Genomic DNA, 26,769 nt, shown 5'->3' on the forward strand with positions numbered 1-26,769 from the left:
GGTGCGTATGCGGTTTAACGACGCGGGATCGCTGGTGCTCCCTGTTTTCGCTGGCATCGTGGCCGCCACGATCATCGTGCCGCTGCCATGGCAGCTGTTGGACCTGCTGATAGCGGCGAACATCTCTTTGAGCCTTGTGCTCCTTTTGCTGGTGTCAACGGCCCGGGCGGCCGAGGTTACCGTGTTCCCGACCGCGATCCTCCTGGCCACCCTGTTCCGCACGGCGCTTAATGTGGCATCGACAAGGCTTGTACTATCGCAAGGGTACGCGGGGCAGGTTATACAGCGCTTTGGTGAATTCGTGGCGGCGGGTAACCCTATATTGGGGCTGGTAATGTTTGTGATCATTACCGTCGTGCAATTCGTAGTGGTGACCCGGGGCGCGGAGCGCGTCGCCGAAGTGGCGGCGCGGTTCACCCTGGACGCCATGCCGGGCAAGCAGATGAGCGTCGACGCGGACCTCAACGCCGGTCTCATTACAGAGGAGGAGGCCAAGAAAAGGCGTCAGGAGATACGCCGCGAGGCGGACTTTTACGGCGCCATGGACGGAGCGAGCCGCTTTACGCGGGGCGATGCCGTGGCGGGCCTGGTCATTGTGGGAGTTAACCTGTTGGGCGGATTCGCGGTCGGTGTGCTGCAGCAACAGCTCAGCCCAGCTGAGGCCTTCACGCGCTACGCTCTCCTCACCATTGGGGACGGCCTGGCTTCGCAGATACCGGCCTTGCTCACGGCCGCGGCTACCGGCGTAGCCGTAACGCGGGCTGCCGAAGAGGACGACTTGGGGCGGAGCATGGTGGCGCAGATCGCCGGCCAGCCGCGGGCTGTTCTCGGTACGGGGTTGCTGATCTGCTGTCTGGGCCTCGCCCCCGGGATGGCACACCTGCCGCTGCTGGGCGTTGGTGCTCTGCTGGTGGCCGCGGGCCTGGCGGCGCGGCGCCGCACTCCTGAAACGCCCAGGGTGCCTGAACTCCAGGCACCTGCGTTCGAGGATATATACCGGACAATGGTCCCCGACAAGCTGGTTGTCGAGTTGGGAGCGGCCGCGGCGGCCCTTGCGAACCCAGATTCGCCGGACGGCCTGCCGGCGCGGATCGGGGGGCTCCGCAGGCACCTGGCCAGGCAGATGGGCGTCGTGCTGCCGCCTGTTCGGCTGAGGGAGAGCGCGGAGCTTAAGGCCACCGGGTACGCGATTTTGCTACGGGGGGTAGAGGTCGCCCGGGGTGAAGTGCTGCCGGGGCACCTGTTGGCCGTCGCGGCCGGAGAAACGGGCGAAATACCGGGTGTGCCGGCGCGCGACCCTGCGTTTGGCCTTCCTGCCCTGTGGATTGAGGAGGCCCGGCGCCACGAAGCGGAGGTCGCCGGGTGGACGGTGGTCGACCTCGCGTCCGTGATCATTACTCACCTGACCGAAGTGGTGCGGCGGCACGCGGACGAACTGCTGGATCGCGAGGAGGTGCAGCGGATGCTGGAAGCTGTCCGGCGGGAGCATCCTGCCCTCGTGGACGACCTGATACCGGGGACGCTGAGTGTGGCGGAAGTTCAGGAAGTCTTGCGGGGGTTGGTTCGGGAGGGAGTGCCGCTAACTGATCTGCCAGGGATACTGGATGCCCTGGGACGGGCCGCGAGGACGACGAAGGACTGCAAGGCACTTACGGCGGCAGTGCGGCGGGCACTGGCCCGGCTGATTACAAAATCGGCCGGTCTGGACCGTGGCGCACCCGTGCTGGTCCTCGACCCTGCCGTTGAGCAACGCCTGGTTGAGGACGCGCTGCGTACTCCTGGTGCGTTGGACCCGAACCTGGCAGAAAAGCTTGTTTGTGCCCTGGCAGACAGAATAAACGCGGTAACAGCCTCGTCGCGGCAGATGCCGGTCGTGGTGTGCGCCGGGGAGATCCGCGAGACGCTGCGCGCCCTCGTTGAAAAGATTTCCCCCCGCGTCGCAGTGCTGGCGTACCACGAGGTGGCGGTCGACGTCAAACCCACGGCGGTGGTGAGGTTACAGGATGCGTAAGGACACCCTGATGACGGCAGCGGTGCTGGGTTTTCTCGACATGGCGGAAGCGATAGCAGCGCGAGTACGCTTGCGCTCCTGGTGGGACCGACAGGACCTGGCAGCGGCGGCCAGAGAAGGGCTGGTCCGGGCGGTCCTGGCTTACACCCCTGACAGGGGACCTTTTGCGGCGTTCGCCGTCCGCTGCGTGGAAAATGCGGTGGTGAGCGAGGCACGGCACCTGGCCCGGGAGAAAGCCGTCCCTTCCGAGCAGCTGCCCCGAGAATACGCGGGGACGGACCCCGAGGAGGCGTGTCCGGGGTTACCGCTTGAGCTGAAAGGCAAGGACCGCGCGCTGGCCGAGCTCCTGCTTGCAGGCTACGACAAGGGCGAGTGCGCGCGGCTGCTTGGGGTTTCGCCTTCCTGGGTCAGCAGGAGGTGCCGGGTTCTGGCCCGGAGGCTGGCCGCGCAGAAGAGGCGGGAAAGGGGGTAGCTAAAGGTGGCGGACGTAAGGCTGAACGGCCAGCTGCAGGTGACCCGATCAGCGGAGGTGGCGCAGGCCCACCGAACTGTGCCGGCCGCGGCCGGTTCCGGCGTGCTGCAGGAACAGCCCCTCAGGGTGCGGAGGGTGCGGAAGGCCCGCAGGCCCGAAAAAAGCCGGGAAACTAAGAAAAATGGCGTGTGGGCCTGATTTCTGGGTTATATTCGTGTGGAACCGCCTATTATGGTCTGTCACGGGAAGCAAAAAATGGGCCGGGTGTCCGTAGTTAACCTTATGGAAGGAGGTGAACAGGAAAATGTCGCTGCGGATCAATACCAACATAGAGGCCATCAACGCCCACCGGAACCTTTACCAGACGAGCGTCCAGCTGCAGAAGGCGATGGAGAGGCTGTCGTCCGGCCTCCGGATCAACCGTGCGGCCGACGACGCGGCGGGGCTGGCGATCTCCGAGCGGATGAGGGCGCAGGCCAGCGGGCTCGACCAGGCGGTGCGGAACTGTAACGATGGCATCGCTCTGGTGCAGACGGCCGAGGGTGCATTAAACGAGGTCAACGCGATGCTCAACCGCATGCGCGACCTCGCGGTGCAGGCGTCCAACAGCACTTTGACTGATAACGACCGTTTGGACCTGCAGTACGAACTCAACCAGCTGCTCCAGGAGATCGACCGGATCGCCAATACGACCGAGTACAACACGATGGTCCTCTTGGCCGGGTCGTACGCCACGGTGCCGATCACGATCCAGGCCGGTTCGGACAAGGGGCAGCAGGTTGCAACGACCATCGGCGCGGTGACGACCGGAGCGATGGGCCTCAGCAACTTGTCCATCACTTCGATCAGCCTCGCCAACTTGGCCATCGGCACTATCGACGCGGCGATAGACTACGTCACCCGCATACGGGCGTGGCTGGGCGCCTTCCAGAACCGGTTGGAGCATACAATCGCCAACCTGCAGGTGGCCTACGAGAACATCAAGGCCTCGGAGTCCCGCATCCGCGATGCAGACATAGCTATGGAAACCGTAAACTACACGCGGCTGCAGATCCTCCAGCAGGCCGGTACTGCCGTCCTCGCTCAGGCCAACCTGGCGCCGCAGGCGGTCCTCCAGCTGCTGCGGTAGCGGGACGGAAGAAGGCCCCGCTTTCAGCGGGGCCTTCTCATTTTTTTTGACGCCTACGAGTGCCGTGGTTCGAATGGGAGATGGGGTAGGATGCGCGTTTATTTTGTTGGTTCGGGTGTTCCTCTAATCCACAGGACCATAGACTGTTTTGTTGCTTTGGCCCTGGAGCGTGTTGGGGCTGAAGTGCGCAGGGCGGAAATCTGGGAGCTGCTGGAGTTCTGGCGTAAAGGCGCGGAGGCTTTGGCTCTGGGCAGGGGCGAATTTGAGGACGAAGCTCTTTTGGAGCGGGTTTTGGGGTGGCTTTACGAGGACGTGCGGCGGTTCCGGCCTCACCTTTTTCTTGCGATGCACGGCCGGCATGTCCCGTCGTCGCTTATTGCTGCCGCGAAGGAGGCCGGCGCGGTGTGCGCCCTCTGGGCCGTGGACGACCCTTACGAGATAGACCGGTCGCTGGAGTACGCGCTCCGGGGGTACGACCTGGTGTTCACGGTGGAGGAGGCGGCCGTGCCCGTGTACAGGGAAGCGGGCGTCGAGGCCTTTCACCTGCCGCTTGCCTGCTGGCCGGAGTTCCACCGGCCGGTGGCGGTCCCGAAACGCTACTTTTCCGAGGTCCTCTTTATCGGGTCGGGGTTCCCTTCGCGCATCTCGTTGCTGTCGGCGCTGGCAGGGATGTTGGAAGGGCGAAAGATAAAGGTTCTCGGCCAGTGGTGGGGTGGTCTGCAGGGGGCTAACCTGGACGTGGAGGAGCGACTTGTTTCCCCAGCCGAAGCGGTGCGCTGGACGTGTGGCGCCAGTGTTGTCCTGAATCCTCACCGTGGGGCGGGGGAGACGGCGTACGACGACGCCAACAGCCAGCGGGTGCCTGCGCTGTCGGCGAACGCCCGCTTTTTTGAAGTGGCGGCCTGCGGAGCATTCCAAGTGTGTGATGACAGGCCCGGGGCGGTGGCGCTGGGGGCCGTGACTTTCCGGACTCTGGAGGAGCTGGCCGAAGTTACGGAGCGGGCGCTGCATGACCCTGTGTGGCGGCAGGCGAAAGCGGAGGAACTGCGCCGAGCGGTGCTTGGGGGGCACACGTACGAGCACCGGGCCAGGCAGATTTTTAAGTTGGTTGCCGGAAAGGAAGCGAGGCCGGTTTCCGCGCTCTACAGGGGTATCGGGTACTACCGCAACGTGAACCGCGCGGTACTGGACGTTCTGGGGGAAGTGCTTTCCGCGGGCAGGGCGCGGGTTTTGGACGTGGGGTGTGGCAGTGGAGCCCTGGGGGCGGCACTTAAACAGGTCCGCCCCGGGACGGAAGTTTTCGGGATAGAGGTGAATCCTTTCGCCGCACGCGAAGCGGCGTGCGTTCTTGACGGCGTAGTCGAGGGGGACGTTGAGGCGGTGGATCCCGGGTTTGGGGAAGAGTCTTTCGACTGTCTGGTGCTGGCGGACGTACTGGAGCACCTGCGCGACCCGTGGGGTACCCTCGGCAGGCTGGCCCGGCTATTAAAGCCGGCGGGTGTTGCCGTGGCGACCCTGCCTAATGTTGGGTACGTGGGTGTGGTGGAAGGCCTCCTGGAGGGCAAATGGGAGTATGTGGACTCGGGCGTGCTGGATTCGTCCCACCTGCGGTTCTTTACCCGGGATACTGCGGTGCGGCTTTTCGAAAGGGCGAAGCTTAAGGTGGAAAGAATTGAGGGTTTGATGTGGGACCCGGGAGACGCCGCAAGGGCTGCTTACCTGAGGGCGTCCGTCGGGCGGAGTTTGCCGGACGCCGAATATGTGCAGTTCTTGCTGGTGGCCAGAAAGGGGGGAGCCACGTGCTCGTGAGCGTCGTGATACCTGTGTGCGGGAATCTGGAATTGACGCGGCTGTGTCTGGAAACGCTAGAGGTGTTTACCAGGCCGGAACACGAAGTCGTGGTCGTGGACAACGGGTCTGCGGACGGTACGGAAGAGTTTTTGGCGGAAGCGGCGGAAGCCGGAAAGATAAGGTTGATCCGCCACGAGCGCAATTTGGGGTTTGCAAAGGCCGTGAACGACGGGATTGCCGTTGCTCGGGGTAGATATGTTGTCGTTCTGAACAATGACGTGATTCTGACGCCGAGGTGGCTTGACAACCTGCTTTATTGCCTGGAGGCCGTCGCAGGCGCGGGGATGGTTGGCCCGGTCAGTGCCAATGTGAGCGGCATCCAGCGCGTGGACGCCGATTTTTCTTCGTTGGAGGAGCTTTTGGCTTTTGCGGATATTTGGAACAGACCCGACCCCGCGAAGTGGTTTGAAACGGAGCGGTTGGTGGGTTTCTGCCTGGTTGTGAAGAGGGAAGTGTTCGACCGAATAGGGCTTTTTGACGGCCGTTTCGGCCTCGGCAATTTTGAAGACGACGACCTGTGCCTGCGGGCGAGGTTGGGCGGGTACCGGTTGGTGGTCGCGGGCGACACCTATGTGCACCATGTGGGTTCAGCGACGTTCAGGTCCCTTGGCCTGGACTACGCGGGACTAATGCGGGTGAACGCGCGGAAGTTTGCCCGGAAGTGGAACCTGGCTTTCGACCCGTACCGGGCGTTCATGGGCAGGCTCGCGCTGGACCCGTGGGGTAATGTGCGGGCGGAGGACGTTCCGGTGCCCGGGCTTTATATCGTTCCGCACGGGACTGACGGGGCGCCACGGGAGCTCGAGGAGCTCGCCGACGGGGTGTTCAGCGCAAGCTGCTATGCGGGGGGTGGGGCTTGGTTGCTCCACGTGGGGTTAGGGGAGGAGTGGTCTGGTATCGGATCCCTGCGGGCCGCGCTCGACGGCCCCAGGGAGTCGGGTCTGGTGGCCGCGGTGCACAGGACGCCGTTCGGGGAGGCAGTGTGCCTTTCGCCGCGGCTGGAGTGGCCGGGGACGGTGGCTGTCAGAGTGCTACCGGGGGTTTCGCTCAGGTCGGAGAGGGCACCATTCCCTACCGGGGTTCCTGTGCCAGACGAGGTCGCACTTCTTGAGCGCGGGGTGGCCTGGCTGTGCGCGGGCCGATCCGCCCGCGCCGCGGAGTGCTTCGGCCGGGTTTTGGCTTCGCGGAACGAGGTTATCGTGCGGGCAGCCCGGTTTAATCTTGGCTTGATTGAGCGGAGCGCGGTACATCAACGAACTAGCTGAGTGGAAGTTATGCGAAAAGTACCCAAGTATGTAAGAAAGGGGGGAAATGGCGTCTCTTGCCCGCGCGTGGGGCGGGGCATCCGGCGCCGCAGGAGTTGGTCAAGATAGGCATCAGTGGTACGTTCGGCGTGGGAAAGAGCGTTCTGGCACGGTTGCTGGGTGAAGAACTGCGGCTGCCCGTTATTGGGGGAGCGGCTGCCAGCGTGGCTGTCAGGCTGGGCGTAAAAGATGTTGGTGAATTCGTACGGGACAAGAGCTTGGCGAGAGAGTTCCTTATACACGTCCTTTCGGAACAGGTGGCTGCTGAAAACGCTTGCCCTGACGGGTTCGTCAGCGATGGAACAGCCCTGGACTGTCTGGCTTGCTGGCTTGCATGCGGGTTGAACGGTTCGGAGCTCGGCAGGACCTACCGGGCACGGTGTCTGTCCCGGCGCTATGACGTTGTGCTTTATGTTCCACTATCGCAAAACAGTCGCGAAAGGCAGGAGGAGTTTGCGAGCGATTTTCAGAAGTTCAGGTTCCGGGTTGACCAGGCACTGCGCATGGTCTTGTTCCGGTTTAAGCTAGTTGAAAGCATAGTGGTGGAGGGAAGCGCCCGGGAAGGTGTGGCGTTGACCGGGACAGTGGCACGCGTTATAGAAGCGGTGAGGAAGGTGCGGCGGACATGACTTTGAGGGAACTGCTTCGCGGTCTTTCGGAGAGAAAAGACGGATACCTCCTTGTACATCAGGCCGGGGTTTGTTTTTACGCCGATATGCTGGTCCAGGAAGTGGCACCACGTTTGAGGCCTGTAGTGCTGACAGCTGCGGCGTACCATGATGTGGGCAAGGCACTCCTGCCAGATAATTTGCTGTTCAAAGACGGGGACCTGACTCCGGAAGAATGGAAATACGTCCGCCTTCATCCCGTTTCGGGAGCAGATCTGTTAAAGCGGGGAATTCTGGGAGAAGCATGGCAGAACGGGAGCTGGGAACAGGTGGTCTTGGCCGTTAGGCACCACCATGAGCGCTGGGACGGCTCGGGTTACCCGGATGGGATAAAAGAAGAGAAAATACCCCTCGCGGCACGGATTATTGCTCTGGCTGATGCGTATGATGCGATGACTACGGACCGTCCCTACCGCAGAGCCCTTTCTAGGGAAACAGCCCTGAAGAGAATCGTTGAATCTGCGGGGACGCAGTTCGACCCAAACCTGGCGCAAATTTTTGTGAAAACCCTTTCATCTCTCGAGGACCGAAACCTGCGCGACCAGCTGGCAGACTTTTCGGCGAAGTTCTCCTATCCCGATTTGGGGCGCTGGGCCGCGTCCGGTTAAGTACAGGTGCGGCGGAACGGAGGAGGGCTTGCGTGGTGAGACACGTACGGACGGCAGCAGCCGTGCTAATGGCGGTTTTGACAGGATATGCGTGTCTCGGCTTTTACGAGCAGCCTGTGCATATAGGCGGTGGGACCCCACGAGTTAGCCTTGCGGACACGGTGCTTTCGCCGCCCCCGGTAAGGAAGGGAGGCAGGGTTTTTGTACCGGTAGAGGCAGTTTTGCTTGCTCAGGAAGGTGGGAAATGGGAACAGAAAGCGTTTGCCTGTGTGGGAAGCTACATTCCACTGGGGCAGGCGCTGGATTTGCTGGAAATTTTTTCTGTAGAGGAAGGAAGGGACGGCATGCGGGTTCCGGCCTGGGGGGCTGATCCGGCAGGGCGTTCGCACTACCGCATCTACCCGCTTTATGACGTGGTAGCGCATGTTGATGCGGTAGAAGGCGTAATCAAAGGGAATGTTACTGTTAGTTACCGGAACCCATACTTTAGTCGGCTATCGGACCTCCAGTTCTTGCTTCCCGGTAACGGCTTCGCGTGGGGTGGCAGTTTGATAAAGGTAGACGGGGTGCGGGTTGACGGAAGGCAGGTGGAATTTGCAGTTGTTGGTAGCAGGTTAGAGGTACCACTGCCCCGTCCGGTGGCCCCGCTGGAGGCGGTGTCCGTAGGGATAACCTTCACTACGCGGCTGCCACGCCGACCGGGACGGCTGGGGATCTTCGATGGGATTATAGTAGCGTCGGGGTGGTACCCGCTGCTCTGTCCGCGGCAGGGCGGCATATGGGTGGGAATGGCGGAAGGCGCGGCTTTTGGCGACCCTTATTTTTCGGACGCGGGATACTACCGGGCGGCTGTTGAGGTTCCAGCAGGGCTGGCAGTAGTCGCAAGCGGGAAGGTCAGCGGAAGGCGGGAGGGAAACGGCAGAACAGTATGGTTCTTTACAAGTGAGAAGCCCGTACGCGAGTTTACGTTTGTGGCCGGAACGGGGTGGAAAATGAGCACCGGTTGCGTAGGGCACACGGAGGTGATGTTGGCATCACGCAGGGACGCGGATTTGCCTGTGCTGGCGGGGGCGGTGCCGGCATTTTCATTTTTTAGTGACTACTGGGGGCCTTATCCATATACATACTTGCATGTAGTGGTGGCTCCCCTTGAGGATGGTCTTTGGGGGATGGAGTACCCCGGCCTGGTGCTTGTGAACGCAAGAAAGGGGATTATACCTCATTTGGTAGTAGTGCACGAGGTGGCGCACCAGTGGTGGTACAACTTGGTTGGGAACGACACCATACGTTCCGCCTGGATAGATGAGGGCCTTGCGGAGTACAGCGCTTTGGTATATTGTAGGGAAAAGGGACCGGAACTCTACGGCGAGATACGGGCCAGGGTTACCGCTGGAGGAAAAGTACCGGAGCGGGAAAAAGACCTGCGGCTCTACGGTACGGAGGAGGAATACCGGCAGGCGGTGTACGGGGGAGGTGCCCTTTATTGGCTGGAGAGGGAGGAAGTGATGGGTACCGGCAGGCTTCGTGAAGCCCTGCGCTGGGTACAGGAGTATTATCGGTACGACAGGGTGGACGCTGGCGACCTCGAAAGAATATTGGCGTTTTTCGACGTTAACGGCAGTCAAGCGCCTAACCGACAGAAAACAGCAGGCGGTGCCGAATAAATATAGTGGAAAATCCAGTACTAAGAGAATTAGCCAAGGGGGGAGGAATTAGATGAAGAAGTACAGAGTATTTCTTGCTGGCGCCCTAGCGTTAGCATTTCTTTTCGGTACGCTCGGGACAGCTTACGGAATGGAGCAAGCAGAATCCATGAATGCAGGTCCGGCGACTTCCGGAGTACAGGAAGGCTCTGTCGTCCAAGATGTGTACCAGCACCAGGAAAGGAGGGAGTTTGAAGTCAAAAACCGTGTCCGTAACGAAGGTGAGGACTACCAAGTAAGAGTGGAGGAAAAACTCCAGCAGCAGATAATGGAAGGGATCGAAGACCAGGAGCTAGCACGGCCAGGAGCAAAAGGTCTTGAAAGGCGGATTGCAGAATTGGAAAGGAAATTGGCGAAAAACCCCGACGACCAGAAGGTGCTCTGGCGATTGGCAGTTGCTTACCGCAACATAGGTGAGTATGACAAGGCTATCGCGGTTCTGAAGAAGCTGGAAGGCCTCCTGCCGCACCCGACAGCTAAAGTGGCAGTACTGCTGGCGCAGTGCTTGCGGGCAAAAGGGGATAAGGAGGCTGCGCTCGAGGAGCTGGAGAAGCTAGCTGAGTCGGCTGACACTGTGGCGGGAGCTGTCTACGCTTACAGGGCCATCCTGAAAGAAGAGCTGGGTAAGGTTGGTGAGGCTGCAAAGGATCTGGAAAAGGCTATAGCCGAACAGCCTAAAGAAAGGGATTTCTATAAGAAGGTTGGCGAGCTCTACAGCAAGGCAGGTAAGAAAGGTATTAAGGTGTTTGTTAAGGGTAAGAAGCTCAAGTTTGATGTGGAGCCTTTTGTCGAGAATGGCCGCACACTGGTGCCGGTGCGGGCAATCGCTGAGGCGCTTGGGTTGCAAGTTGATTACAAGGAAGGCGTAGTTACCATCACAAATCCAGCAAATGGCAAGATTGTTGTTCTGCATACCGGGCGTGCCGAAGCTGTAGTAGATGGGCGCAAAGTAGGGCTTGAGGTGCCCGCCAAGGTTGTGCCGCCCGGGCGGACGGTTGTTCCGCTCCGCTTTGTGGGCGAGAACTTTGGCGCGGACGTGGAGTGGTTTGAAAACGGCCAAGTGGTGGCTGTAAACGAAAAATAAATTGTGGCGGAGCCGGGCATCTCTTTTGAGGTGTCCGGCTTTTTGTTTTTAGAGATAGCGGAGGACATGACCAGGGGACGTAAAAAACCGGGTACTGTTCGGTGCAGTACCCGGCAATTGCAGGCCGCGGCGCGTGAAAGGGGGAAGCTTATGCGGAAGGGGCGCCGCGGCATAGCTAGACGTGTTGCGGGTGTTATATTTTGTTGAGGTGGCAGGGCGTTGAAGAGGATCAGCCCCTTCTTCTGGTAGGTTATTATAGCAGGGTGCGCTACAAATAGCAAGAACTAGGGAAGCAGTGTGCCCGGGCGCGATGCCCGGGCTTCCTTTTTTGTGGGGGGCTGCGTTCTGGCAGAACTCTTCGCTGAAAAATTTGACAAGGAAAGGAGGGGAAGCTGAGTGGCAAGAAAGTTCGGGGTTGGCGTACTAGCCTTGCTTTTGCTTTTAGCCCTGGCATGGCCAGCCGTAGCCGATACGGTCACCGTAACAGTGACGCCTTTAGACCCGTCAGCAGCTTTTGCCATTGATACTTCTTCGCCTCCGCCGAGCAATCTGAACATCATAAAGGGCAGCTCAGGGTCATTCAATGTTACGTTGAAGAATGTTGCAGCTGAGCCTCTCTACCTTTACGCACGGACCCCGGGACAGGCGACGCCGGTTAACCCTTCTGACACTCCGTGGTCGCTTACGACCGATAGTACTCCATCTGGGAACAGTTACAGTTTATGGGCTACGACTGGCAGTTTGGGTGGTTATATATCAATCGTTGGTACCAAGGTGAGCAGTTCTAGCGTAGATAGTGGGAGCACCATCCAAGTTGTAGTAAAGGTCAATCTTGGCGGTGTCGTAGGGGGTCCGCAGAAAATTAGCATCGAATTCTACGGTTCACGGAGCTAATGGGGGGGACGCAGCGCCCCCATTTCAGAAAAGAGAACGCGGAGCACAGTAGCCTTCCCATTTTACTAGAAACGAGGGTATTGCTTCTGTGTTGTGCGACGCATCAGACTGGGGGGAGGGAAATATGAAGGGTGTACGTGGTTTGTGTGTGTTACTAGCTGGACTAATTTTGTTCATTGCGGGAGCCTGGTTTTTACCGGCAGCAGCCGAGGGAGGTGAGCACCGATGGCTCGCGGCTGGGCTCTCTCCTGTTAAGGTTGAATTGCGCATGCCATTGGCCTGTGCTGAGGAGAGGAAGGTATTTCTGACGGCAGTCAACCTGGGGGATGTGCCGTGCGAAGTAGAAATACGGCCTGTACACCCGCCGACCGGTGTTCTGCCACAGGGAGAAAGAGTCGCCCCGCTAGAATGGGTAGAAGTTTCCCCCGAGAGCGCATATCTGGAGCCGGGGAGGTCGGAATACGTGGCTGTAACCTTAAAGCCGGCTGCTGATGCTCGGGGAAGATACTTTGCAGTTGTAGCGGCAAAAGCCAGTCTTCCTGGTGGGACTTTTGACGTGTCTACAGTCTCGTATTCTACTATCGGGTTCTCTGTCCAGCCGGGAGCGCAAATTAAAAGGCTGGCTTTAAAATATGGGCCTCTGTTTGTGCTGGTTTTCGGGACAGGTTTGTACTTTGCCCGGTTCGCGCCGAGGAAGCTGATATCTGGTAAGGAAAGCCGGAAGGCGGGGTAAGGATGTGGCGTGCGGTAAAGTTTTTATCTGTTATAGCTCTTAGCACTGTTATGGGAATTCTTTTTTCTGCCGTCGGGAGAGCCGGAGAGCAGCGCTGGCTGGCGGTGGGGGTCTCTCCGCAGGTCGTGGATGTCGGAACGGTTAGGGAAGGTGAGACTATCCAGGCCAAGCTGGCCGTAGTTAACATGGGTGATATGCCTGCCAGAGTGCAAGTTGCGCCGGAAAATCCCTTTCAGTGGTCAGGGCTAAAACTTCCTATAGGCCTTCTATCGGTGGAACCGGCGTGGGTCAGCTGTGAGCCCAGGTTGCTGGTGCTGGAAAAGCCGGGGGATGTTGCAGAGGTGACCGTAAGAGTAACAGTACCACCAGGTACGCCTGGTGGAGTGTACGGGACGGTAGTGGTTGCCAGGACCGGTATAGAGGACGGGAAAAGCGGCGAGGTCGGAGTTTTGGTGAATACTTCATCTGTTGCGTTGGTGACTTTTACGGTGGCAGGTGAAGGTTCCGCGTTTTTGGACGTGGGCGGTCATTGGGCCGAAACGGAGGTAATGTTACTGGCGTCCAGGGGTATTGCCAGGGGTTATCCGGACGGCACCTTCAGGCCGGATATCCCGGTAAGTCGCCTGGAGGCGCTGCTGTTCGAGGCCAGGATGCTGAGGCTTCCCGGTGAACCCGCGGCGTACCTTTCCCGGTTTGCTGACTGTCATGAAATACCGGAGTGGGCGATTTTTACCGCCTCGGCGGCCGCTAAGGCGGGCCTAGTCGAGGGGGAACTTGAGGGCGGAAGGGTGTTCTTCAGGCCGGGGCGGCCGGTAACCAGGGTGGAGGCGGCTCTGTTTGTCCTGCGTGCGCTGTCGCTTGAGGAAAGGCCGACTGCTCCGAACACATTGCTGTTTACTGATGCCGGAGAAGTGCCGGCATGGGCCGCAGGGGACCTGGGCCGCGCGGTAGCGGCGGGGCTCATCAAAGGATATCCGGACGGGACGATCAGGCCGGGTGCGGCGGTGACACGTGCTGAGCTGGCGGCCATGTTGGCCCGGGTACTGGCCAGAATAGAAAACCGGACAAAGTAGCAGAGCAAGGGGTGTTGTGACTATGGGAAGAAGGAAGGAGGGTTTAAGTGCGGAGGAGTGTGCTGTGGGTCGCCTTGGCAGCCGCTGTTTTTGCCCTGGGTGGGGTTGCTGGGGCTTTTTACCTGAGTAAAGAACCCTGGCAGTTAGTCCCGGTTACGCAGGCAATGGAGCGCCACATGAGGCTAATACCGGAAAGCAGGATTTTGTTGTTTGGATTTATTCTTAGCAAAAACGTGCTCGCAGTCACACTGGGTTTATTTGCGGAGCAAATACTTGTTGCGGTAAACAGGTTACGGGTACAGGCGGCCGTGAGGTTGCGGTTCCCACAGGTATTCACTAAGGACGGCTCCGTTCCGGCACTTTTTCTGGGGAGGCTTGTGCCAGCGGGTGTGCTTGCTGTAAACGGCGCTGTTTTAGCCGGTATGTGTTATCTGCTGCGGAGCGCGGGGACGAAGGTAACCTGGCTGGCCGCCGGCTTGGTACCGCACGGGGTACCCGAGTTGCTTGCTCTGTTCTTGGCGTGCGGTGCTGGTATAACTGGGACTGCGCCGGAGGAGAAATTTGTGCTGTTGCGGCGTGCTGTGCTCCCGTTGTTGACAGCAGCCGCATTTATTGAGGTGTGGGTTACTCCGGAGGTGATGCGGTTGGCTGGGTAAGTTATCGTGGTGTAAGAATTGAATATCTGCGAATGATATAGTTCCTTTACAATCATATCTATGGAGGGGGAATACTTTAATGGAAGTACTCAAGGTTTCATCAAAGACGGATGTGAGGAGACTCGGAAGGGCTCTGTATCATGCACTGAAGGAAAATGGCGGAGAAGCAGTCTTGCAGGCGATGGGTGCCGGGGCGATTAGCCAGGCGGTGAAAGGTGTGGCTGTCGCACGGGGTCTGGCAGCTCCGGAAGGGGCCGATTTAAAAGTGGTGCCGGGTTTGACGCGGGTCACTGTCGACGGGGCTGAAAGGAAAGCGATGCAGTTGCGTGTATTTTGGCGCTAAATGCTAATAGGCCGGGTGTTCTTTGGGGGATGCCCGGCCTTTTCTACCGAGTATTTTGCGGGCCGGTTTGCATGAGTTTGCCCGATTGCTGTCTGCTACGCGACGACGGGTCCGACGCACGGCTGGCGGTGTGCAGTTTAGTGCAACCGTGGTAGAGTACCCTCAGTGTAACTTTGTCTTCGTTGCTCAGAGAACATTATCTGGGTTTGGATAAGTTCGCAATGAAAAACCCGAGGTTTTGCCATAATGCTCGTTTTCTGAGAAGAATAACAACTCGTGAAGAGTATCTCTTGACGAATATAGCGGGGGGGTAAAGGTAAGATGCTGCTGGCTGTTGACCAGGGATACGGCTATACAAAAGCTGTCGCAGGGGGGAAAAAGGTAGTTTTCCCGTCCGTAATTTCACCGGCTGGTGAGACCGACTTGGGTCTGGGCAAAATTTCTTGGGGCCACCTTGTTACAGTGAGGTCCCAGAGTTCAACTGTTAGGCGCCAGTACTTTGTCGGCGACCTGGCCTTGAAATGCGGTGTTGCTGCCCAGTTGACTCTGGCGAGAAACAAACTGTCGAGGGAGATATCTGACCTGCTCCTACTGACGGCGGCCTACCTGGCAGGTGCTGAAGGCCAGGTGACTCTAGCGTATGGCTTGCCCATAGCTTACTACCGGCACCAGCGGGATGAGGCCAGGCGTTCCCTTCAGGGAATGGCTGCTTATGTCTGCGTCGATAACGGACCGGAAAAGTATATTTCCTTTGGGCATGTTGCCGTATTTCCTCAGGGGGTCGGTGCCCTGTTTAGCGTGGACAGGTTGCCGGAAGAAGGGCTGGTCGGGCTGCTCGACATAGGGTTTTACACCACGGACTACCTGCTGGTAGAGGTGAGAAAAGACCGGGTGGACCCCCTGCCCAATTACTTCGGCTCCATAGAAATCGGCGTCAGTTCGGCTATGAAGGCTTTTGGTGAGCGTTTCCTCAAGGTGACCGGCAGGCCTCTTAGCCTTGTAGAAATACAGGAGTTGTGGGGCAGGTCGCGAATAACTTTCGAAGGCGAGAAGCTCGAGCTGGAGCCGATGCAGAACGAGAGCCGCATCGCCGTGGCGCAGGCGATAGTGGAGGGTGTAAGCGCTGCGTGGGCACAGAAGTCAAGTTACGTGGATGTGATATACCTCGCGGGCGGGGGTGGGCTCGAATTCTTGCCCGTCCTGCGGCAGATGCTGCGGAAAGACGTAATTCTGGTGCCCGAACCCCAGTACGCTAATGCACTCGGTTTCTGCAGGATGGCGTTGAGGCAGCTGGGTGTTGACAACAGGTCTGCTGGCTATATTTGATGGTTCGGGTGTGTTCGCCTGAAATGCCTTTAAAAATAAAGGGTAAAAGGGAATTTGCCAACGCAGGTGAACACAGTCGCTCCCTGCGATTGGAGGCTGTGTTCACCTGGGCAGTAAAGCAAATCGGGAAGCTGTGTGGCAGAAGGCGGGAGGGGTGAACACAGCGCTATTTGGACTTACGAGTAGCCAGGGAAGTGAAGTGAAATGACAATGGCTAATGGAGGAAAGCACGGGAAACGCAGGGGAAACAGGCAATTACAGGTCCGGCTGCCTGCCGACCACTGGGTCTGGACGCTGGATTCTGCCACCAGGAGCCAGGAAGTAAAAAAGGCCCTGGAGTTCTACCGGAATTACCGGGAGCTATTAGAGAGCATTCGGGCAGATTTGGAGCATATAAAGTCACTCCTTGCTTCGGGTGTTGCCAGGGTTCAGGCAGAAGGGGTACAGAATGAAGGAATGCAGAGGGAGGATGCAAGACTAATGAACACACTAGAAAAGTTCCTTGACTTTTGACCAGTGTCGGTGAAGGAGGTGAGGGAAGGTGGGTGAGAAGAGCGAGTTCGTACCGCTACGTGTTAAGTGGATGCTGGACCTAGTACCCCAGGGTGAAATAATCTGCATCCCGGATAAGCACCTGGTTATATACAAAGTCAGCCAGGCGGAGATTGAGAGGTTGGAGGAGTTCTGGACAAAGAACAGGATGGGCGATTATGCCCGGGGATACCTTAACGGGAAGAAGCGGGGCAGAGGGCAGGCTGTGCCGGACGCACTCCCGGAAGATGAAAGGGAAATGAGCCTGGCGGAGGCAGCGAGATTGCTGGCACAGAAGGAACTCAATAGCGAAGAGTGTAACTCCCGCCCCAAGAGAACGCGCGGTCGCGGGCGGTACAGGAGCACCGTTATTGAGGGCGAAACGGATAGTAGGCAACCGTCGGAGGATTCGCCGGAGGAGATGGAGTATGACGGAGAAGGCTAGCAATGACGTCCAGGAATTCAGCCCTGCTTTAAGCGAGGCTGCTGCCGCTCTCCTCGAGGAACTGGACGAACTCAACTTCAGGATGGCGTCGCTTTCCGCCCAGGTGGCGTCCTTCGAAAAGCTTTTATCAGAGTGCGTTGCCGTCCCAGGTAGTCCTGCTTCCGGTTGTAAAGGGTTTTACGACCCTGGGCCTCCGGGACAGTTGTACTTGTTCATTCCCGTAGCGCCGCCTTATCTCAGGGTGGCGTGGAACCGCTGGCCTTCGCAAACCAACTACCGCCAGGTAAGGCAGCTCTGGTACGGTTATGTGAAAGAGGCCTTGAAAGGGATTGCTCTCCCCTTGGAGCCGTTTCAACAAGCAGTGGTGGTCTTCAAATTTACATGGGGAGATACCAGAACGCACGACGTGGACAACTATGCTGTAAAGTTCATAGTTGACGCTTTGGTGAAAAATAACGTGATTGCGGGGGACAGCTGCGAAAAAATGTCTCTGGTGGTGCTGGGCGAAAAGAGAAGTTTTTGGTCTACCCAGGTCCTGGTGACCCCGCAGGTCGGCCAGCTGGCGTCAATAAGAGAGATTATTGAGTGTTGGGAAAAGATAGCGATGCCAGACGATACCAGAAATGGAAATAATGAAGCCCAGCAGATTGAAGATAGGCCACAAAATTTAGTGTAACATATTTTGGGACATTTTAGTCTGCCCCATTGCTTGAGTTTCAAGGGTTCCCGCCTGGTTGAAAGGTCGAATTTTAGAAAGGTTAGGTGCTCATGGGCGCGTACGTGTCTTCGTTTTCCAAGTGTTCTGGCTTCGAAATAGGGCGGTTAGCGCCATACAAGGTTTTGGGGGCGCTCAAGGGGAAATTAGCGGGCTAATGATAGCAGAAGAAAATTTCCAGTTAATGTTCCGGAAAGGCAGGTGGGTAAGGGGGCTTTTGCGGTGGAAAGGCCGGCAGATGTGCTAATGCAGTGGCTGAAAGCAACAAAAGTAGTGGACTTTAGTGATTTCAGGGATATAGCGTGCGGGGGAGACAGGGTACGGGCCTGGAGGGAAACCAGCAAGCTGATAGAAGCTGGTATCGTGCGGGCTGCAGGGCATCCGGGGGACGGCAGAAAAAGGTGCCTGGTGCTGACGGCCAAGGGTGCCCGGGAGCTTGGGGTGGAAGTAAGTGCCCACCGGGTAATCAGAAGTTCGCAACTTGGGTGGTTCATTTTGCGCAGCCGGCTTTATGTGCGGCTTTTGAAGGCAGGCTTTGCGCCAGAAGCTATACTGGGACGAAAAGAAGCGCTGGAGAAGTACCGGTTGGACCCACAGGAGACGTATCTGGCCTGGGTGATTGCCGACCCCGGGCCTTATTGTTTGTACGTCCCCTGGCCTACAGGCTACGGTTCTAAAGTGTACCGGTCGGTAAACAACACGGAAGGTCGGGGTATCTGGTTTGAAGGCCATGTGCTGGTACATGACACGCTTGAGAGCTGGCGTTATGACCGCAGGCGGTTTTTGCGGAACTGTCCCCCCGGCCGCTTCCTATTGCTGCGGTACGACCAGCTTGGTGAGCTTAAAGTGGCCCCCGGGGAACGGACGAGAGATGTGGGAATACTCTTCGAAGCAATAGCGCCCGGTGGCAGGCTGACCCGTGCTCCGATAGGAACTCCCCTCCCCCTGGTGTACACTCGGAGGGGGAGCATGCTGGTAGGAGACATGCGGCTGGATGATATAAGCTTGGCCGCCAGGGTAATAGCGCTCACGGGAGAAATGGTCGGCGGGTGGAACGGGGTTACTCTTGTTATGCGTGACGAAGCGCACGCTGCTGACTGGGCGCGTTTCTTTGGGAACAGGAGATGGCTGTGGTACCTGACAGCTTCAACGCTTGGCCTGTACCAATACGATGGCAAGCGGCTTTTATATGTTGGAGGTGCCAAAAGGCGTGAGAGTGCAACCAGGTAAAAGCTCGCCTTTTTTCACAGGCGCTCTTTTCTCTCGGCTTCCAGAAATTGAAAACAAGTTGGAAGAACTGGAGCGCCGTGTGCTTGGGGTTTTGCAGGCGAATTTGCCTCTGGCAATGAGTGTAGGTTCGGTAGCCCTCTCAGTGCTGGCTATCTTGCTGCAGGCAGTCCGGCCTAACAGCGGTGTTTATGCGGCTGTTCCAGCGTTGGTGTTAGGGATGGCGGGTGTGGTCATCGCTTTTGTTGGCAGACATCCGGAGGGTAGAAAAGCAGTTATAGCCGGGCTGGTAGGGGTAACGCTTGCCGCATCCGTTCTCATTGGTGCCTGGCTGGTAGTGTTGGCTAGTGGTGCTATCGATGCGAGCATGGTGGAACCCCTGAGCACAGCAGCTCACCGGGCGGTAGCCAGAAAAGCGGTCGCGCTTCTCCCCCCGGCGGTTACAGTGGGCCTGCTTCTTATCATATTGAAATACATTTTGGGCGGAAACAGGTACGGGGTGTCTGGAGGAGAATTGATGGAGATGGCCGGCAGGGTACTGAAAGCACTATTGGGTAGGGACAGCGCAGGGAAGGGATCATTTGATGTCACTATTGCGCCCGGCGCTGTAATTTTAGGGGAGGACCGCTTCCTGCACACCCTCATAGTTGGCACGACGGGTACCGGGAAGACCAGCCGGGTATTGAAGCCCATGATAGAGCAAGACCTGTTAAGGATAAAAAACGGAGAGCGCATAGGGATAACCGTAGTTGAACCGAAAGGGGACTTCAGTGCGGACGTGGCGGAGATGGCCCGCAGCCTGGGCATCCCGGTGATATTTATCAACCCGGAGGATCCGGACACGCCGCGGTTCAACCCCCTGGAGGGGGATCCTCTGACGGTGGCAGAAATCATGAAGACTGTGCTGCAGTCTCTATTCGGGAAGCAAGAAGCGTTCTTCCGGCAGGTCCAGGAAGTTATGGCCCGGAACACAGTATTGCTGCTCAAGGCGGCATACGGGGACAACCTGGATATCAAGATGATGACAGAAGTGCTGCGGAACGAGGAGCTGCTGCTGAATTGTATGCAGGCAGTGGAGCAGAAAGAGCGCGGTCCGTCGTCCCTCACCCAGTACTTCCGGCAGGAAGTCTTGGGCAAAAACAAGGAAGAAATGTTCCGGCACGCGCTGGGCTTGCGGCTTCAGCTGGAGGACATAACCGGTAACGCCCTCCTGAACAGAGTTCTAGTGGGAAAGAGTGACGTGAACCTGGACCGCCACCTGGAGGGTGGGGGTGTGCTGGTTGTGAACACGGCCATGGGAAGGCTGGGAAAGCTTGGGGACGTCTTCGGGCAGTTCATTATCATGCACTTTCAGTACGCGGTTTTCAGGAGGCCGGGCAATGAGCACACCAGGCCCTACCACGTGCTCTATGTGGACGAATTTCCTCGGTACGTGAACCCGGACTTTGAGCGCCTGCTGGCGATAGGCCGGTCGTTCAGGTGTGCGACAGTGCTGGCACTACAGACTACGGCGCAGCTGTTACTGGAGAGCAAGCCTGCGTTCAGGGACATAGTGCTGGAGAACTGCCGTAATAAAATAGTGTTGAACCTGGGCTCTGCTGAAGATGCTAAGAGGCTGGCGGCAGAGTTTGGGGAAAGGCAGGTAGTACAGAAGTCGCGGACGTACAAGCAGGAAGGGCCGATAGCTCTGCATCTGTATCCGGATTCGATAAGGGAAGATGAGAAATTTGAACCGCGCTTCCGGTATACGGACCTGATGGAGCTCAAGCCCTTTCATGCAGTAGTGAGGCTGGTGGAGAGGGGGCAGCCCCTTCTTCCCAGGGTTGTAAAGCTTGAGCTTTCAGAATGGGACAAGAGAAAAATGGGAATCAAATCAAAGATATATGATGGGTATCGTGAAGAAAATGGAGAGGCTGGGAGGAGCCAGCCGGCGGCAGAAGTAGGGGCACAGAACACTGAAAGAGAAGACGCGCTTAAAGAAGAGGGAAGCAATAAGTACTCTTGCGGTAACGGGTCTAGCGGGACGGCGGTGCCTGGATGGATGCCGAAAGTGCTGGAAGAACTTTTGAAGGAGCTGCCGGAGGATGAAAAGCCCAGACTGCTGCAGAACGTTATCCAGTCCTTCCGGGATGCCGGAACGGGTACTGGCAGTGATGGAGATACCAACCGGGATGTTGCAGGGGGAAACAGAGCGGAAGAAGCTAAACCGGCGGTAACGGAAATAGAGGAGGCAGGTATGGAAGACACGCAGAGCAGCGCCGATACAGATGGAGGAGACCGCCAGGAAAACACTGAAGGAAAAGCATCCGGGAATTCGTTCTTCCCCATCTGAACTATCCATTCACTGGTGGCGGCCCGAAATGTCCTGCGGGGGATAAGCGTCAACAAGAAAAAACCATCTCAGTTGGGAAGAACTGTTATGGGTAAGGCTGAGGGTGTGCTAAAGTAGGTTGTAAGAAGCAGTGTTAAGAGAAATGGGGGAGAAAAAATGCGCGACATGCTGCCTTTGAGTGAGAGGCTTCTCTACGCGGGTCTGGCAGGGCTGTTATCACTGGGCGGAGGGTTGTTTCTGATGGACTTCCGGGCCCTGAAGTCCCTGCCTCTAAGTGACCGCCAGTGGGCAGCCCTCGCGATGTTCCTCGTTCTATCTTTCATGCTGGCGGGGGCTCCCGCGGGGTGGGTGGCGGGTAAATTTTCACGTGAGACGATGCTGCCCTTTGGCCTGGCGTGCGCTGGCGCGTACGTGGTGCCTGTAGCGATCTGGTTTGCGGGCTTTGGGCCCGGCTGGCCCGCGTGCTGGGTCTGGGGCTGGTTGCTGGCTTTTGTGGGCGGGGGGCTGGGCCTTGGGGTAGGCCTGTTGGTATGGCGGAAGAAGCGAGGCCGGAGCAGGTGACCTGCCCGGCGTGTGCTTTTGTGACGACCCCGACTGGGGCACAGTGGTCTGGCCCAACGGGGCAGATATATGGCTGGACGTACTGTACACCGATGCGGTAGCGCTTAGGTTTCCACTGAAAGCGACCTCAAGAGGTATATGGGCATTGAGGCAGAAACAACATAGAGGAAGCCTTTCCAAAGGGTGAGGTAGAATTCAGGGCCGGGAATATCCCTCACCCAGGCTTTTTTTCAGGGCGACCTTCGGCACTTTGTCTGCCTTTGGCTGTGAGCTATGTTCTTCCAGCTCGGCTACTTTCTCCTTCAGGGCCTGGCGGGCCCTGTTTAGCCTGGATTTGACCGTGCCCAAGGAACACCCCAAAACCTTGGCTATGTCCTCGTAGCTTAACCCCTGGAATTCCCTTAGCACCAGCACTGCGCGGTACTTTGGGGGCAGGCTGTCCAGGGCTTGTCGTATGTAGCTCTGCTTTTCCCTGTCGGCCAGGACTTCCTGGGGGTCAGACCCTGTGGTTGCTAAATCCCGAGTGATCTCTCCCTCCTCTGTGAGGAGCGGTTCATCCAGGGAATAAGCTATATTGTCTTTTTTATTTTTGCGCCGGGAATTGAGGTACAGGTTAACCGTTATACGGTGTAGCCAGGTGCTCAGGTCAGCTTCAAAGCGGAACTTCTCCAGGTTAAGGTAAGCTCGCACGAATACTTCCTGGGCCAGGTCCTGGGCGTCGGCGTGATTGCCGGTTAACTGGTAGCTGAGAGCGTATACTTTGTCCTGGTAAGCTATCACTATCTTTTCAAACTCTTTTTTCTTATCGCCAAGAGTCAAGGCCAACACCTCTGGGGGTTTGAAAAAGTCGCCGATTAAGGTGTGATGCGCTGGGGGGCTCTCCCCAGCACTTTTCTTGCCGATGTTGGCGGGCGGCCCTTGCCCCGACCTGTTTCGGCTTTACTGCGGTGGCTTACCTGCAGCCAGGGTTTTCGGTGAGAAAGGCCCAAGCTAAAGCAGCCATGGCACAAACCTTCATATATAGATATTCGGCAGGAAATAGGTGGAGTCCTTCCATTTGCCAGTGGGCCTAGAAAAACTGATTGGGAAACGTAAGGGTTTTTATGGCCTGGAGAAAGGGGTACACGAACTAACGCAAAAGGTTTGTAGCCAAATGTTAACCTGGGCGCTAGACAGATTGATAGCTGGCTGATGAATGAACGTAGCCGGAGCCTTTGGGAAGTGGTAGGATTTCGGGCCAAGACAGCTTTAAGCACCTTTGGGGAATTTATTTACAGGAGGCGCTTGTACAGGAACAAAGAAACTGGGGAGAGGAAATTTTTTGTAGACGAAGTTTTAGGCTGGCCTTCTCGGGCGAAGGTTACCCCAAGACTAAAGGAGCTATTTCTAAAACCGGGTAGTGAACTATCCTTTGGCCGGGCAGCGGAGATATTGGGGTATCTTGCACCTGGGGTAAGCGGCATGAAAGTATGGCAAGCCCTGCAAGAAGTGGACGAAGCTTTAGAGCAGGAAGGGGAAGAGGGCAGGAGTTTCTGAGAATGGTGAAGTGCCTGGAGGGAAAGAAGTGGGGCCGGAGCTATGTATAGAAGTTGGCTGAGTGATAATACGGCTGCAGAAGGAAAAGGAGAAGCGAGGGGAAATCGAGTATGTAGTGAGCTACGAAGAGGAAGAAGAGGCAAAACGCTGTGAAGAAGTCTTAGTGGTCATGGATGAAACTGTGGAGGAGATTGGCAAAAACTTGTACAGGGCAGCCTAAAAACTGGGGGCGGAGGCATCGCATTTGTTGCTGCCGCCATCAGACAACCGTGGGGAACCGTCCCAGGTAGTAGCGCAAGACATGCAGGGGCACAGGTAGTAGTGATGCTGACTTCGAAATTCCTTTTCCACACTCGGGCCAGGCGCCAAGCCTGTGAGGCTGGGGCACGCATAGTCAGTCTTTTCGGGGCGACGGTTGAGATGCTGGTGCATGTTCTAAATGTGGATTACGGAAAGATGGCGGCGGAATGTGGCTATTATGCCCATCTCTTAACGGAAGGCCGGCAGGCCATGCTGTACACTCCTGCAGGGACCGAATTAACGTTTCCCCTGAAGGGCGTCGGGGATACGTTGATAGCGGCTTATATACCATTCCTGGCAGCTTTGGCAATCTCCTAGCAGGCGAAGCCTGCATTGGTGTAGGCGACAAGCCGAGCATAGGCGGTAAAGTAGAAGCACCCTGTCACCTGGGTGCGGTACTGCCAGAGCCCGTTCTTTGAATCGACGGACAGGCTGTTCTGGGGGCAGAGGGGCCTGGGGCAGGCGGATCATCAAAGTTGTAGCAGTCTGGGCAGGATATAACTGGTTAATGTCGAATAAATTATCTGGGGTGAGGGCAATGGCGACGGAAGAGCTGGAGGCAGCCATCGCAAGTACGGCGAAGAAAATTCATGAATTGCTAGAGCAGATAGGGGCGACCAGCGACCCGCGGGAGAAGCGTCGTTTGGAACGCCGGTTGAAAGAACTTCCGATTTTGCGGCTCTGGCAGTTGGGACAAATAAGTTAAAGTGCGACCGGGGGTATCGGGATGAGGAAGGAACTCCCGCGTGTGTCAGGGGTTGCCCAACCGGAGCGTTAGTTTATATCGAAATAGAGGGATACAGCAACCAGCGCCGGGCAAACTTTCTTGAACAAATGTTGCAAAGCAGGTAGAAAAGAGCGTCCGGGAGGTGCTTTTTAATGAAAAAAACTGCAGTGTTAATTCTGACTGGAGCAATATTAGCGTTAATTTTGCCATTGCCAGCTTATGCTCAGATGGAATACCTCTTTGTAGATAAGGATACTATCGACCAGGATTTTTCCTGGGGAAAAAACGATATTATTGATGCGATAGACTATGAGCTATATAGTGGCTATCCTGATGGTACTTTACGATTAAACAACAATATAACGAGGGCCGAATTTGCCGCCATATTAAGTCGGGTAATAGATGTTGTCGGCACTCCGGGGCCAAACTGGTATGATGCCGTCGTAGACGGTTTAGTGAAGGCAGGAATTATACCCGATAAATCCGGGAATTGGGATGCGGCTATTACCCGGTTAGAAGCTGCTAAATGGTTGGGTAGGCTGGCCAGGATTTATAGCCTGCCCGTAACGGATCCGGAAATCGTTTTTAGGGATACGCAGGATGTTGATGCCCTGTATGCGGGTAAAACCGGGCTTATTAAAGGCATAGAGGATGGAGTACTTGGGATAGACCAAAATCTCAATCGTGCCCAGGCAATAGTACTTTTAAACAGGATAAATAAAGCGATTAATATAGATTTAGCTTCCGATGAAGATTTAACTAATGCCGCTCGTGAGGCTATAGAAGATCTGAATAAGATTGTTACCTCATTTGATGCTCACCAGGACGATATAAAAATTTCGTACAAAGATTTACCCTACCGACGGGTTACTCCTAGTCATTTTGAGCTACGCAGAAGGATGTTTTTGGATTTAGATCTTCCCAACAGATTTGGGTTTTTGCATACGGTTTCACGAAGATTCCCTTGCTCTATAAAAGGCGTTACGATAGCGCAAAAGCACAGAAATACGGCAGTAGCTTACGTTAGTGTGGATTTGAACGTAGGTTTGGAGGAAAAATATATAACCAGCGATGAGGATAGAAAAATGTTATTGCGCTCGAGTCCTATTTGGCACATAATCCATAAGATGTTAAATCAAGGATATTTGACTGTTTATTTGAGAAAAATGGAAGGAAACTGGAAAGCTACGGTGATATATTTTTATAAAGTGCCGCTAAACAGTTAGTATGAAGTTAAGGATGTAGCGGGCAGGAAATCGATAATAGAGCGGGCTTAGAAGAAGGCTCGGGACTAAAATCTCGGGCCCCTAGTTTTATGTAGGAGGGGTGGCACAGGGGGTTGCAAGAAGGCCTACAGCAAAGCCTACAGCAGGGGTCACAGCAAAGGCTCCAGCAGGGTCTGGAGGAGGCCGCAGGGAAGTATTTAACAAAGGTTTTAAAGAAGCGTTTAGGTTTCCTTTCTTCGGAGGCAGAGGAGAGGATAAAGTCTTTTTTCTTGAGGGAGCTTGATGAGCTGGCGGAGAAGATATTTGAGGTGACCAGTGGAAGTGACCTAAGGAAATTCCTGGGTGTGGAGCATTGAAGAAGCTCCACATCCACATGCGCGGTCGGGCTCTAGGGGTTTACTTTTGTAAAAATCTTTGAGATGATTGCCGATGGGTAGTAGTGCTCCCGAGGGCATTCGAACTCTAAAACTGTTTGTAAGACTGGCATAGATGTGTAATCCGAATTATTGGTGGTTTTTCGGCGTAGACGAGGGGAGGCAGGCGATAAGAGATTGGCCTGGACTGCTAAATTATCGGGTTGCTGCGAGACATGTACTGAGGGCGGGTTATGGATGATTGTAGGAAGGTAAAGATGGGTATGCGCTTACGCGGCGCAAAGGAAAGGGGAAGTAAGAATGGCTGAAGAAGCTACAATATCTCAGTGGCAGGTCCTTTACAACCTGGCCCAGGCCTTTCGGGAGGTAGGCCCCTGGCAATGGATGAGTGAGGACAGTCTATTTGGCGTTCAGGACCCGGAAACTGGAAAGGTAGGCTACTGCGCCGTAATTGGAGAGTTAAAGGAAACCTATGGGCTGGTAGTTTATCCGGGCAGCGAAGGGTTGGTTTCTTATGTCATGATGAAGGAGATTCAAGACCCCCGGGACTTACACTTTATGTCCCACCAGGAAGCTTTATCCCTCATTTTTGCCAATAGCAATGAAGTGAGCAACAAAGACAAGGCATTGATAAGAGAGTTGGGTTTAAAGTTTCGGGGGAAGAATGCCTGGCCGGTTTTCCGGAGCATGCAGCCATGGTATTTTTTTCAGCCACACCTTCAGATAGCAAAACTCACCAGGGGTAAGCCCTTTTCAGTACCTCGGCCAGCCTGCAAAGGCGCTTTACAGCCTCGTGGGGTAATTTTTTACTCTAGAAGGAAATAACTGGCTACTAGATTGGCCCATAGCAGAAGTCGAAAAGATACTTACCGACCCCTTCCAGATTTATTAATGAAAACAATCGGTAGCTCATCCGCCCCGGCTGGAGGAGGGAAGTCAG

At 56.4% G+C, this 26,769-nt stretch carries 28 protein-coding genes and 1 pseudogene; 28 read left to right on the top strand and 1 reads right to left on the bottom strand.

Going from position 1 to position 26,769, the window contains the following annotated elements; all coding sequences use genetic code 11:
- Positions 1 to 7 precede the first annotated feature (7 nt).
- From B9A14_RS07965 to B9A14_RS17105, 22 genes are all read left to right on the top strand, one after another.
- On the top strand, positions 8 to 2,011 hold the full coding sequence (locus B9A14_RS07965; RefSeq protein ID WP_084665183.1) for a flagellar biosynthesis protein FlhA: 2,004 nt from the start codon (positions 8 to 10) through the stop codon (positions 2,009 to 2,011).
- A complete protein-coding gene (locus B9A14_RS07970; RefSeq protein WP_084665184.1) occupies positions 2,004 to 2,483 on the top strand; it encodes a sigma factor in 480 nt (159 codons plus the stop codon). Before B9A14_RS07965 ends, B9A14_RS07970 begins: the two co-directional genes overlap by 8 nt.
- Positions 2,484 to 2,522: 39 nt before the next feature.
- Positions 2,523 to 2,681, top strand: a complete 159-nt coding sequence (locus B9A14_RS07975; protein WP_157109858.1) for a hypothetical protein — start codon at positions 2,523 to 2,525, stop codon at positions 2,679 to 2,681.
- A 112-nt stretch (positions 2,682 to 2,793) separates the two neighbouring features.
- Positions 2,794 to 3,612: a flagellin N-terminal helical domain-containing protein gene (locus tag B9A14_RS07980; protein WP_084667086.1), complete on the top strand. Its 819-nt coding sequence runs from the start codon at positions 2,794 to 2,796 to the stop codon at positions 3,610 to 3,612.
- A gap of 90 nt (positions 3,613 to 3,702) precedes the next feature.
- A complete protein-coding gene (locus B9A14_RS07985; protein ID WP_084665186.1) occupies positions 3,703 to 5,421 on the top strand; it encodes a glycosyltransferase family protein in 1,719 nt (572 codons plus the stop codon).
- Positions 5,412 to 6,728, top strand: a complete 1,317-nt coding sequence (locus tag B9A14_RS07990) for a glycosyltransferase family 2 protein (RefSeq protein ID WP_172839094.1) — start codon at positions 5,412 to 5,414, stop codon at positions 6,726 to 6,728. Before B9A14_RS07985 ends, B9A14_RS07990 begins: the two co-directional genes overlap by 10 nt.
- A 128-nt stretch (positions 6,729 to 6,856) precedes the next feature.
- The gene (locus B9A14_RS07995; protein WP_172839095.1) at positions 6,857 to 7,396 is read left to right on the top strand and encodes a hypothetical protein; all 540 of its coding nucleotides are present in this window, start codon (positions 6,857 to 6,859) and stop codon (positions 7,394 to 7,396) included.
- Positions 7,393 to 8,043: an HD-GYP domain-containing protein gene (locus B9A14_RS08000; RefSeq protein ID WP_084665189.1), complete on the top strand. Its 651-nt coding sequence runs from the start codon at positions 7,393 to 7,395 to the stop codon at positions 8,041 to 8,043. The genes B9A14_RS07995 and B9A14_RS08000 overlap by 4 nt, the downstream gene beginning before the upstream one ends.
- A gap of 35 nt (positions 8,044 to 8,078) precedes the next feature.
- A complete protein-coding gene (locus B9A14_RS08005) occupies positions 8,079 to 9,707 on the top strand; it encodes a M1 family metallopeptidase (protein WP_084665190.1) in 1,629 nt (542 codons plus the stop codon).
- 52 nt (positions 9,708 to 9,759) lie between these two features.
- Complete coding sequence (locus B9A14_RS08010; protein ID WP_084665191.1) at positions 9,760 to 10,830, top strand: tetratricopeptide repeat protein; 1,071 nt, start codon at positions 9,760 to 9,762, stop codon at positions 10,828 to 10,830.
- Between the two features lie 42 nt (positions 10,831 to 10,872).
- On the top strand, positions 10,873 to 11,037 hold the full coding sequence (locus tag B9A14_RS08015) for a hypothetical protein (protein ID WP_172839096.1): 165 nt from the start codon (positions 10,873 to 10,875) through the stop codon (positions 11,035 to 11,037).
- A gap of 811 nt (positions 11,038 to 11,848) precedes the next feature.
- The gene (locus B9A14_RS08025; RefSeq protein WP_084665194.1) at positions 11,849 to 12,457 is read left to right on the top strand and encodes a hypothetical protein; all 609 of its coding nucleotides are present in this window, start codon (positions 11,849 to 11,851) and stop codon (positions 12,455 to 12,457) included.
- Positions 12,458 to 12,459: 2 nt separating this feature from the next.
- Complete coding sequence (locus tag B9A14_RS08030) at positions 12,460 to 13,530, top strand: S-layer homology domain-containing protein (protein ID WP_084665195.1); 1,071 nt, start codon at positions 12,460 to 12,462, stop codon at positions 13,528 to 13,530.
- Between the two features lie 47 nt (positions 13,531 to 13,577).
- Positions 13,578 to 14,186, top strand: coding sequence for a stage II sporulation protein M (locus B9A14_RS08035; RefSeq protein WP_084665196.1), 609 nt, complete (start codon positions 13,578 to 13,580; stop codon positions 14,184 to 14,186).
- Positions 14,187 to 14,265: 79 nt separating this feature from the next.
- A complete protein-coding gene (locus B9A14_RS08040) occupies positions 14,266 to 14,529 on the top strand; it encodes a stage V sporulation protein S (RefSeq protein WP_084665197.1) in 264 nt (87 codons plus the stop codon).
- 321 nt (positions 14,530 to 14,850) lie between these two features.
- Positions 14,851 to 15,855, top strand: a complete 1,005-nt coding sequence (locus B9A14_RS08045; RefSeq protein WP_084665198.1) for a ParM/StbA family protein — start codon at positions 14,851 to 14,853, stop codon at positions 15,853 to 15,855.
- 204 nt (positions 15,856 to 16,059) lie between these two features.
- Positions 16,060 to 16,368, top strand: a complete 309-nt coding sequence (locus tag B9A14_RS08050) for a hypothetical protein (protein ID WP_084665199.1) — start codon at positions 16,060 to 16,062, stop codon at positions 16,366 to 16,368.
- A gap of 28 nt (positions 16,369 to 16,396) precedes the next feature.
- Positions 16,397 to 16,831 (top strand): hypothetical protein, encoded by a 435-nt coding sequence (locus B9A14_RS08055; RefSeq protein WP_084665200.1) that lies wholly within the window; start codon positions 16,397 to 16,399, stop codon positions 16,829 to 16,831.
- Positions 16,815 to 17,507 (top strand): hypothetical protein, encoded by a 693-nt coding sequence (locus tag B9A14_RS08060; protein WP_084665201.1) that lies wholly within the window; start codon positions 16,815 to 16,817, stop codon positions 17,505 to 17,507. The genes B9A14_RS08055 and B9A14_RS08060 overlap by 17 nt, the downstream gene beginning before the upstream one ends.
- A 261-nt stretch (positions 17,508 to 17,768) precedes the next feature.
- Positions 17,769 to 18,776 carry a hypothetical protein gene (locus tag B9A14_RS17100; protein ID WP_157109859.1) on the top strand — a complete coding sequence of 336 codons (1,008 nt, stop codon included), beginning with the start codon at positions 17,769 to 17,771 and terminating at the stop codon, positions 18,774 to 18,776.
- A 58-nt stretch (positions 18,777 to 18,834) separates the two neighbouring features.
- Positions 18,835 to 21,105 carry a type IV secretory system conjugative DNA transfer family protein gene (locus B9A14_RS08070; protein ID WP_172839097.1) on the top strand — a complete coding sequence of 757 codons (2,271 nt, stop codon included), beginning with the start codon at positions 18,835 to 18,837 and terminating at the stop codon, positions 21,103 to 21,105.
- A gap of 395 nt (positions 21,106 to 21,500) precedes the next feature.
- The gene (locus B9A14_RS17105; protein ID WP_157109860.1) at positions 21,501 to 21,767 is read left to right on the top strand and encodes a hypothetical protein; all 267 of its coding nucleotides are present in this window, start codon (positions 21,501 to 21,503) and stop codon (positions 21,765 to 21,767) included.
- Between the two features lie 94 nt (positions 21,768 to 21,861).
- Here B9A14_RS17105 and B9A14_RS08080 read toward each other — a convergent pair whose 3' ends face one another.
- A complete protein-coding gene (locus B9A14_RS08080) occupies positions 21,862 to 22,494 on the bottom strand; it encodes a sigma-70 family RNA polymerase sigma factor (protein WP_084665205.1) in 633 nt (210 codons plus the stop codon).
- Between the two features lie 192 nt (positions 22,495 to 22,686).
- On the opposite strand from B9A14_RS08080, the pseudogene B9A14_RS17720 reads away from it, so the two are divergent.
- From B9A14_RS17720 to B9A14_RS08105, 6 genes and pseudogenes are all read left to right on the top strand, one after another.
- Positions 22,687 to 23,350: pseudogene (locus tag B9A14_RS17720) on the top strand (UPF0236 family transposase-like protein); the annotation flags it as partial.
- Positions 23,351 to 23,526: 176 nt separating this feature from the next.
- Positions 23,527 to 23,820: a hypothetical protein gene (locus B9A14_RS08090; RefSeq protein ID WP_157109862.1), complete on the top strand. Its 294-nt coding sequence runs from the start codon at positions 23,527 to 23,529 to the stop codon at positions 23,818 to 23,820.
- 211 nt (positions 23,821 to 24,031) lie between these two features.
- Positions 24,032 to 24,208 carry a hypothetical protein gene (locus B9A14_RS17420; RefSeq protein WP_172839098.1) on the top strand — a complete coding sequence of 59 codons (177 nt, stop codon included), beginning with the start codon at positions 24,032 to 24,034 and terminating at the stop codon, positions 24,206 to 24,208.
- A 173-nt stretch (positions 24,209 to 24,381) separates the two neighbouring features.
- Positions 24,382 to 25,455: an S-layer homology domain-containing protein gene (locus tag B9A14_RS08095; RefSeq protein ID WP_084665208.1), complete on the top strand. Its 1,074-nt coding sequence runs from the start codon at positions 24,382 to 24,384 to the stop codon at positions 25,453 to 25,455.
- A gap of 113 nt (positions 25,456 to 25,568) precedes the next feature.
- Entirely contained in the window at positions 25,569 to 25,811 is a 243-nt protein-coding gene (locus B9A14_RS08100) for a DUF4351 domain-containing protein (protein WP_084665209.1), read from the top strand.
- Positions 25,812 to 26,129: 318 nt separating this feature from the next.
- On the top strand, positions 26,130 to 26,654 hold the full coding sequence (locus B9A14_RS08105) for a DUF7309 domain-containing protein (RefSeq protein ID WP_084665210.1): 525 nt from the start codon (positions 26,130 to 26,132) through the stop codon (positions 26,652 to 26,654).
- Positions 26,655 to 26,769 lie beyond the last annotated feature (115 nt).

Origin of the sequence: Thermanaeromonas toyohensis ToBE (genome assembly GCF_900176005.1) — a bacterium.
Taxonomy (GTDB): Bacteria; Bacillota; DSM-521; order Neomoorellales; family Neomoorellaceae; genus Thermanaeromonas; species Thermanaeromonas toyohensis.

Excerpts from the sequence above, each read along its gene's own strand:
- B9A14_RS07970 (WP_084665184.1), top strand. The coding sequence starts at position 2,004 with ATGCGTAAGGACACCCTGATGACGGCAGCGGTGCTGGGTTTTCTCGAC.
- B9A14_RS07965 (WP_084665183.1), top strand. The coding sequence starts at position 8 with ATGCGGTTTAACGACGCGGGATCGCTGGTGCTCCCTGTTTTCGCTGGC.
- B9A14_RS08090 (WP_157109862.1), top strand. The coding sequence starts at position 23,527 with ATGCTGACTTCGAAATTCCTTTTCCACACTCGGGCCAGGCGCCAAGCC.
- B9A14_RS08025 (WP_084665194.1), top strand. The coding sequence starts at position 11,849 with ATGAAGGGTGTACGTGGTTTGTGTGTGTTACTAGCTGGACTAATTTTG.
- B9A14_RS08060 (WP_084665201.1), top strand. The coding sequence starts at position 16,815 with ATGACGGAGAAGGCTAGCAATGACGTCCAGGAATTCAGCCCTGCTTTA.
- B9A14_RS08050 (WP_084665199.1), top strand. The coding sequence starts at position 16,060 with ATGACAATGGCTAATGGAGGAAAGCACGGGAAACGCAGGGGAAACAGG.
- B9A14_RS08000 (WP_084665189.1), top strand. The coding sequence starts at position 7,393 with ATGACTTTGAGGGAACTGCTTCGCGGTCTTTCGGAGAGAAAAGACGGA.
- B9A14_RS08095 (WP_084665208.1), top strand. The coding sequence starts at position 24,382 with ATGAAAAAAACTGCAGTGTTAATTCTGACTGGAGCAATATTAGCGTTA.
- B9A14_RS08045 (WP_084665198.1), top strand. The coding sequence starts at position 14,851 with ATGCTGCTGGCTGTTGACCAGGGATACGGCTATACAAAAGCTGTCGCA.
- B9A14_RS08030 (WP_084665195.1), top strand. The coding sequence starts at position 12,460 with ATGTGGCGTGCGGTAAAGTTTTTATCTGTTATAGCTCTTAGCACTGTT.
- B9A14_RS08010 (WP_084665191.1), top strand. The coding sequence starts at position 9,760 with ATGAAGAAGTACAGAGTATTTCTTGCTGGCGCCCTAGCGTTAGCATTT.
- B9A14_RS08040 (WP_084665197.1), top strand. The coding sequence starts at position 14,266 with ATGGAAGTACTCAAGGTTTCATCAAAGACGGATGTGAGGAGACTCGGA.
- B9A14_RS07985 (WP_084665186.1), top strand. The coding sequence starts at position 3,703 with ATGCGCGTTTATTTTGTTGGTTCGGGTGTTCCTCTAATCCACAGGACC.
- B9A14_RS08105 (WP_084665210.1), top strand. The coding sequence starts at position 26,130 with ATGGCTGAAGAAGCTACAATATCTCAGTGGCAGGTCCTTTACAACCTG.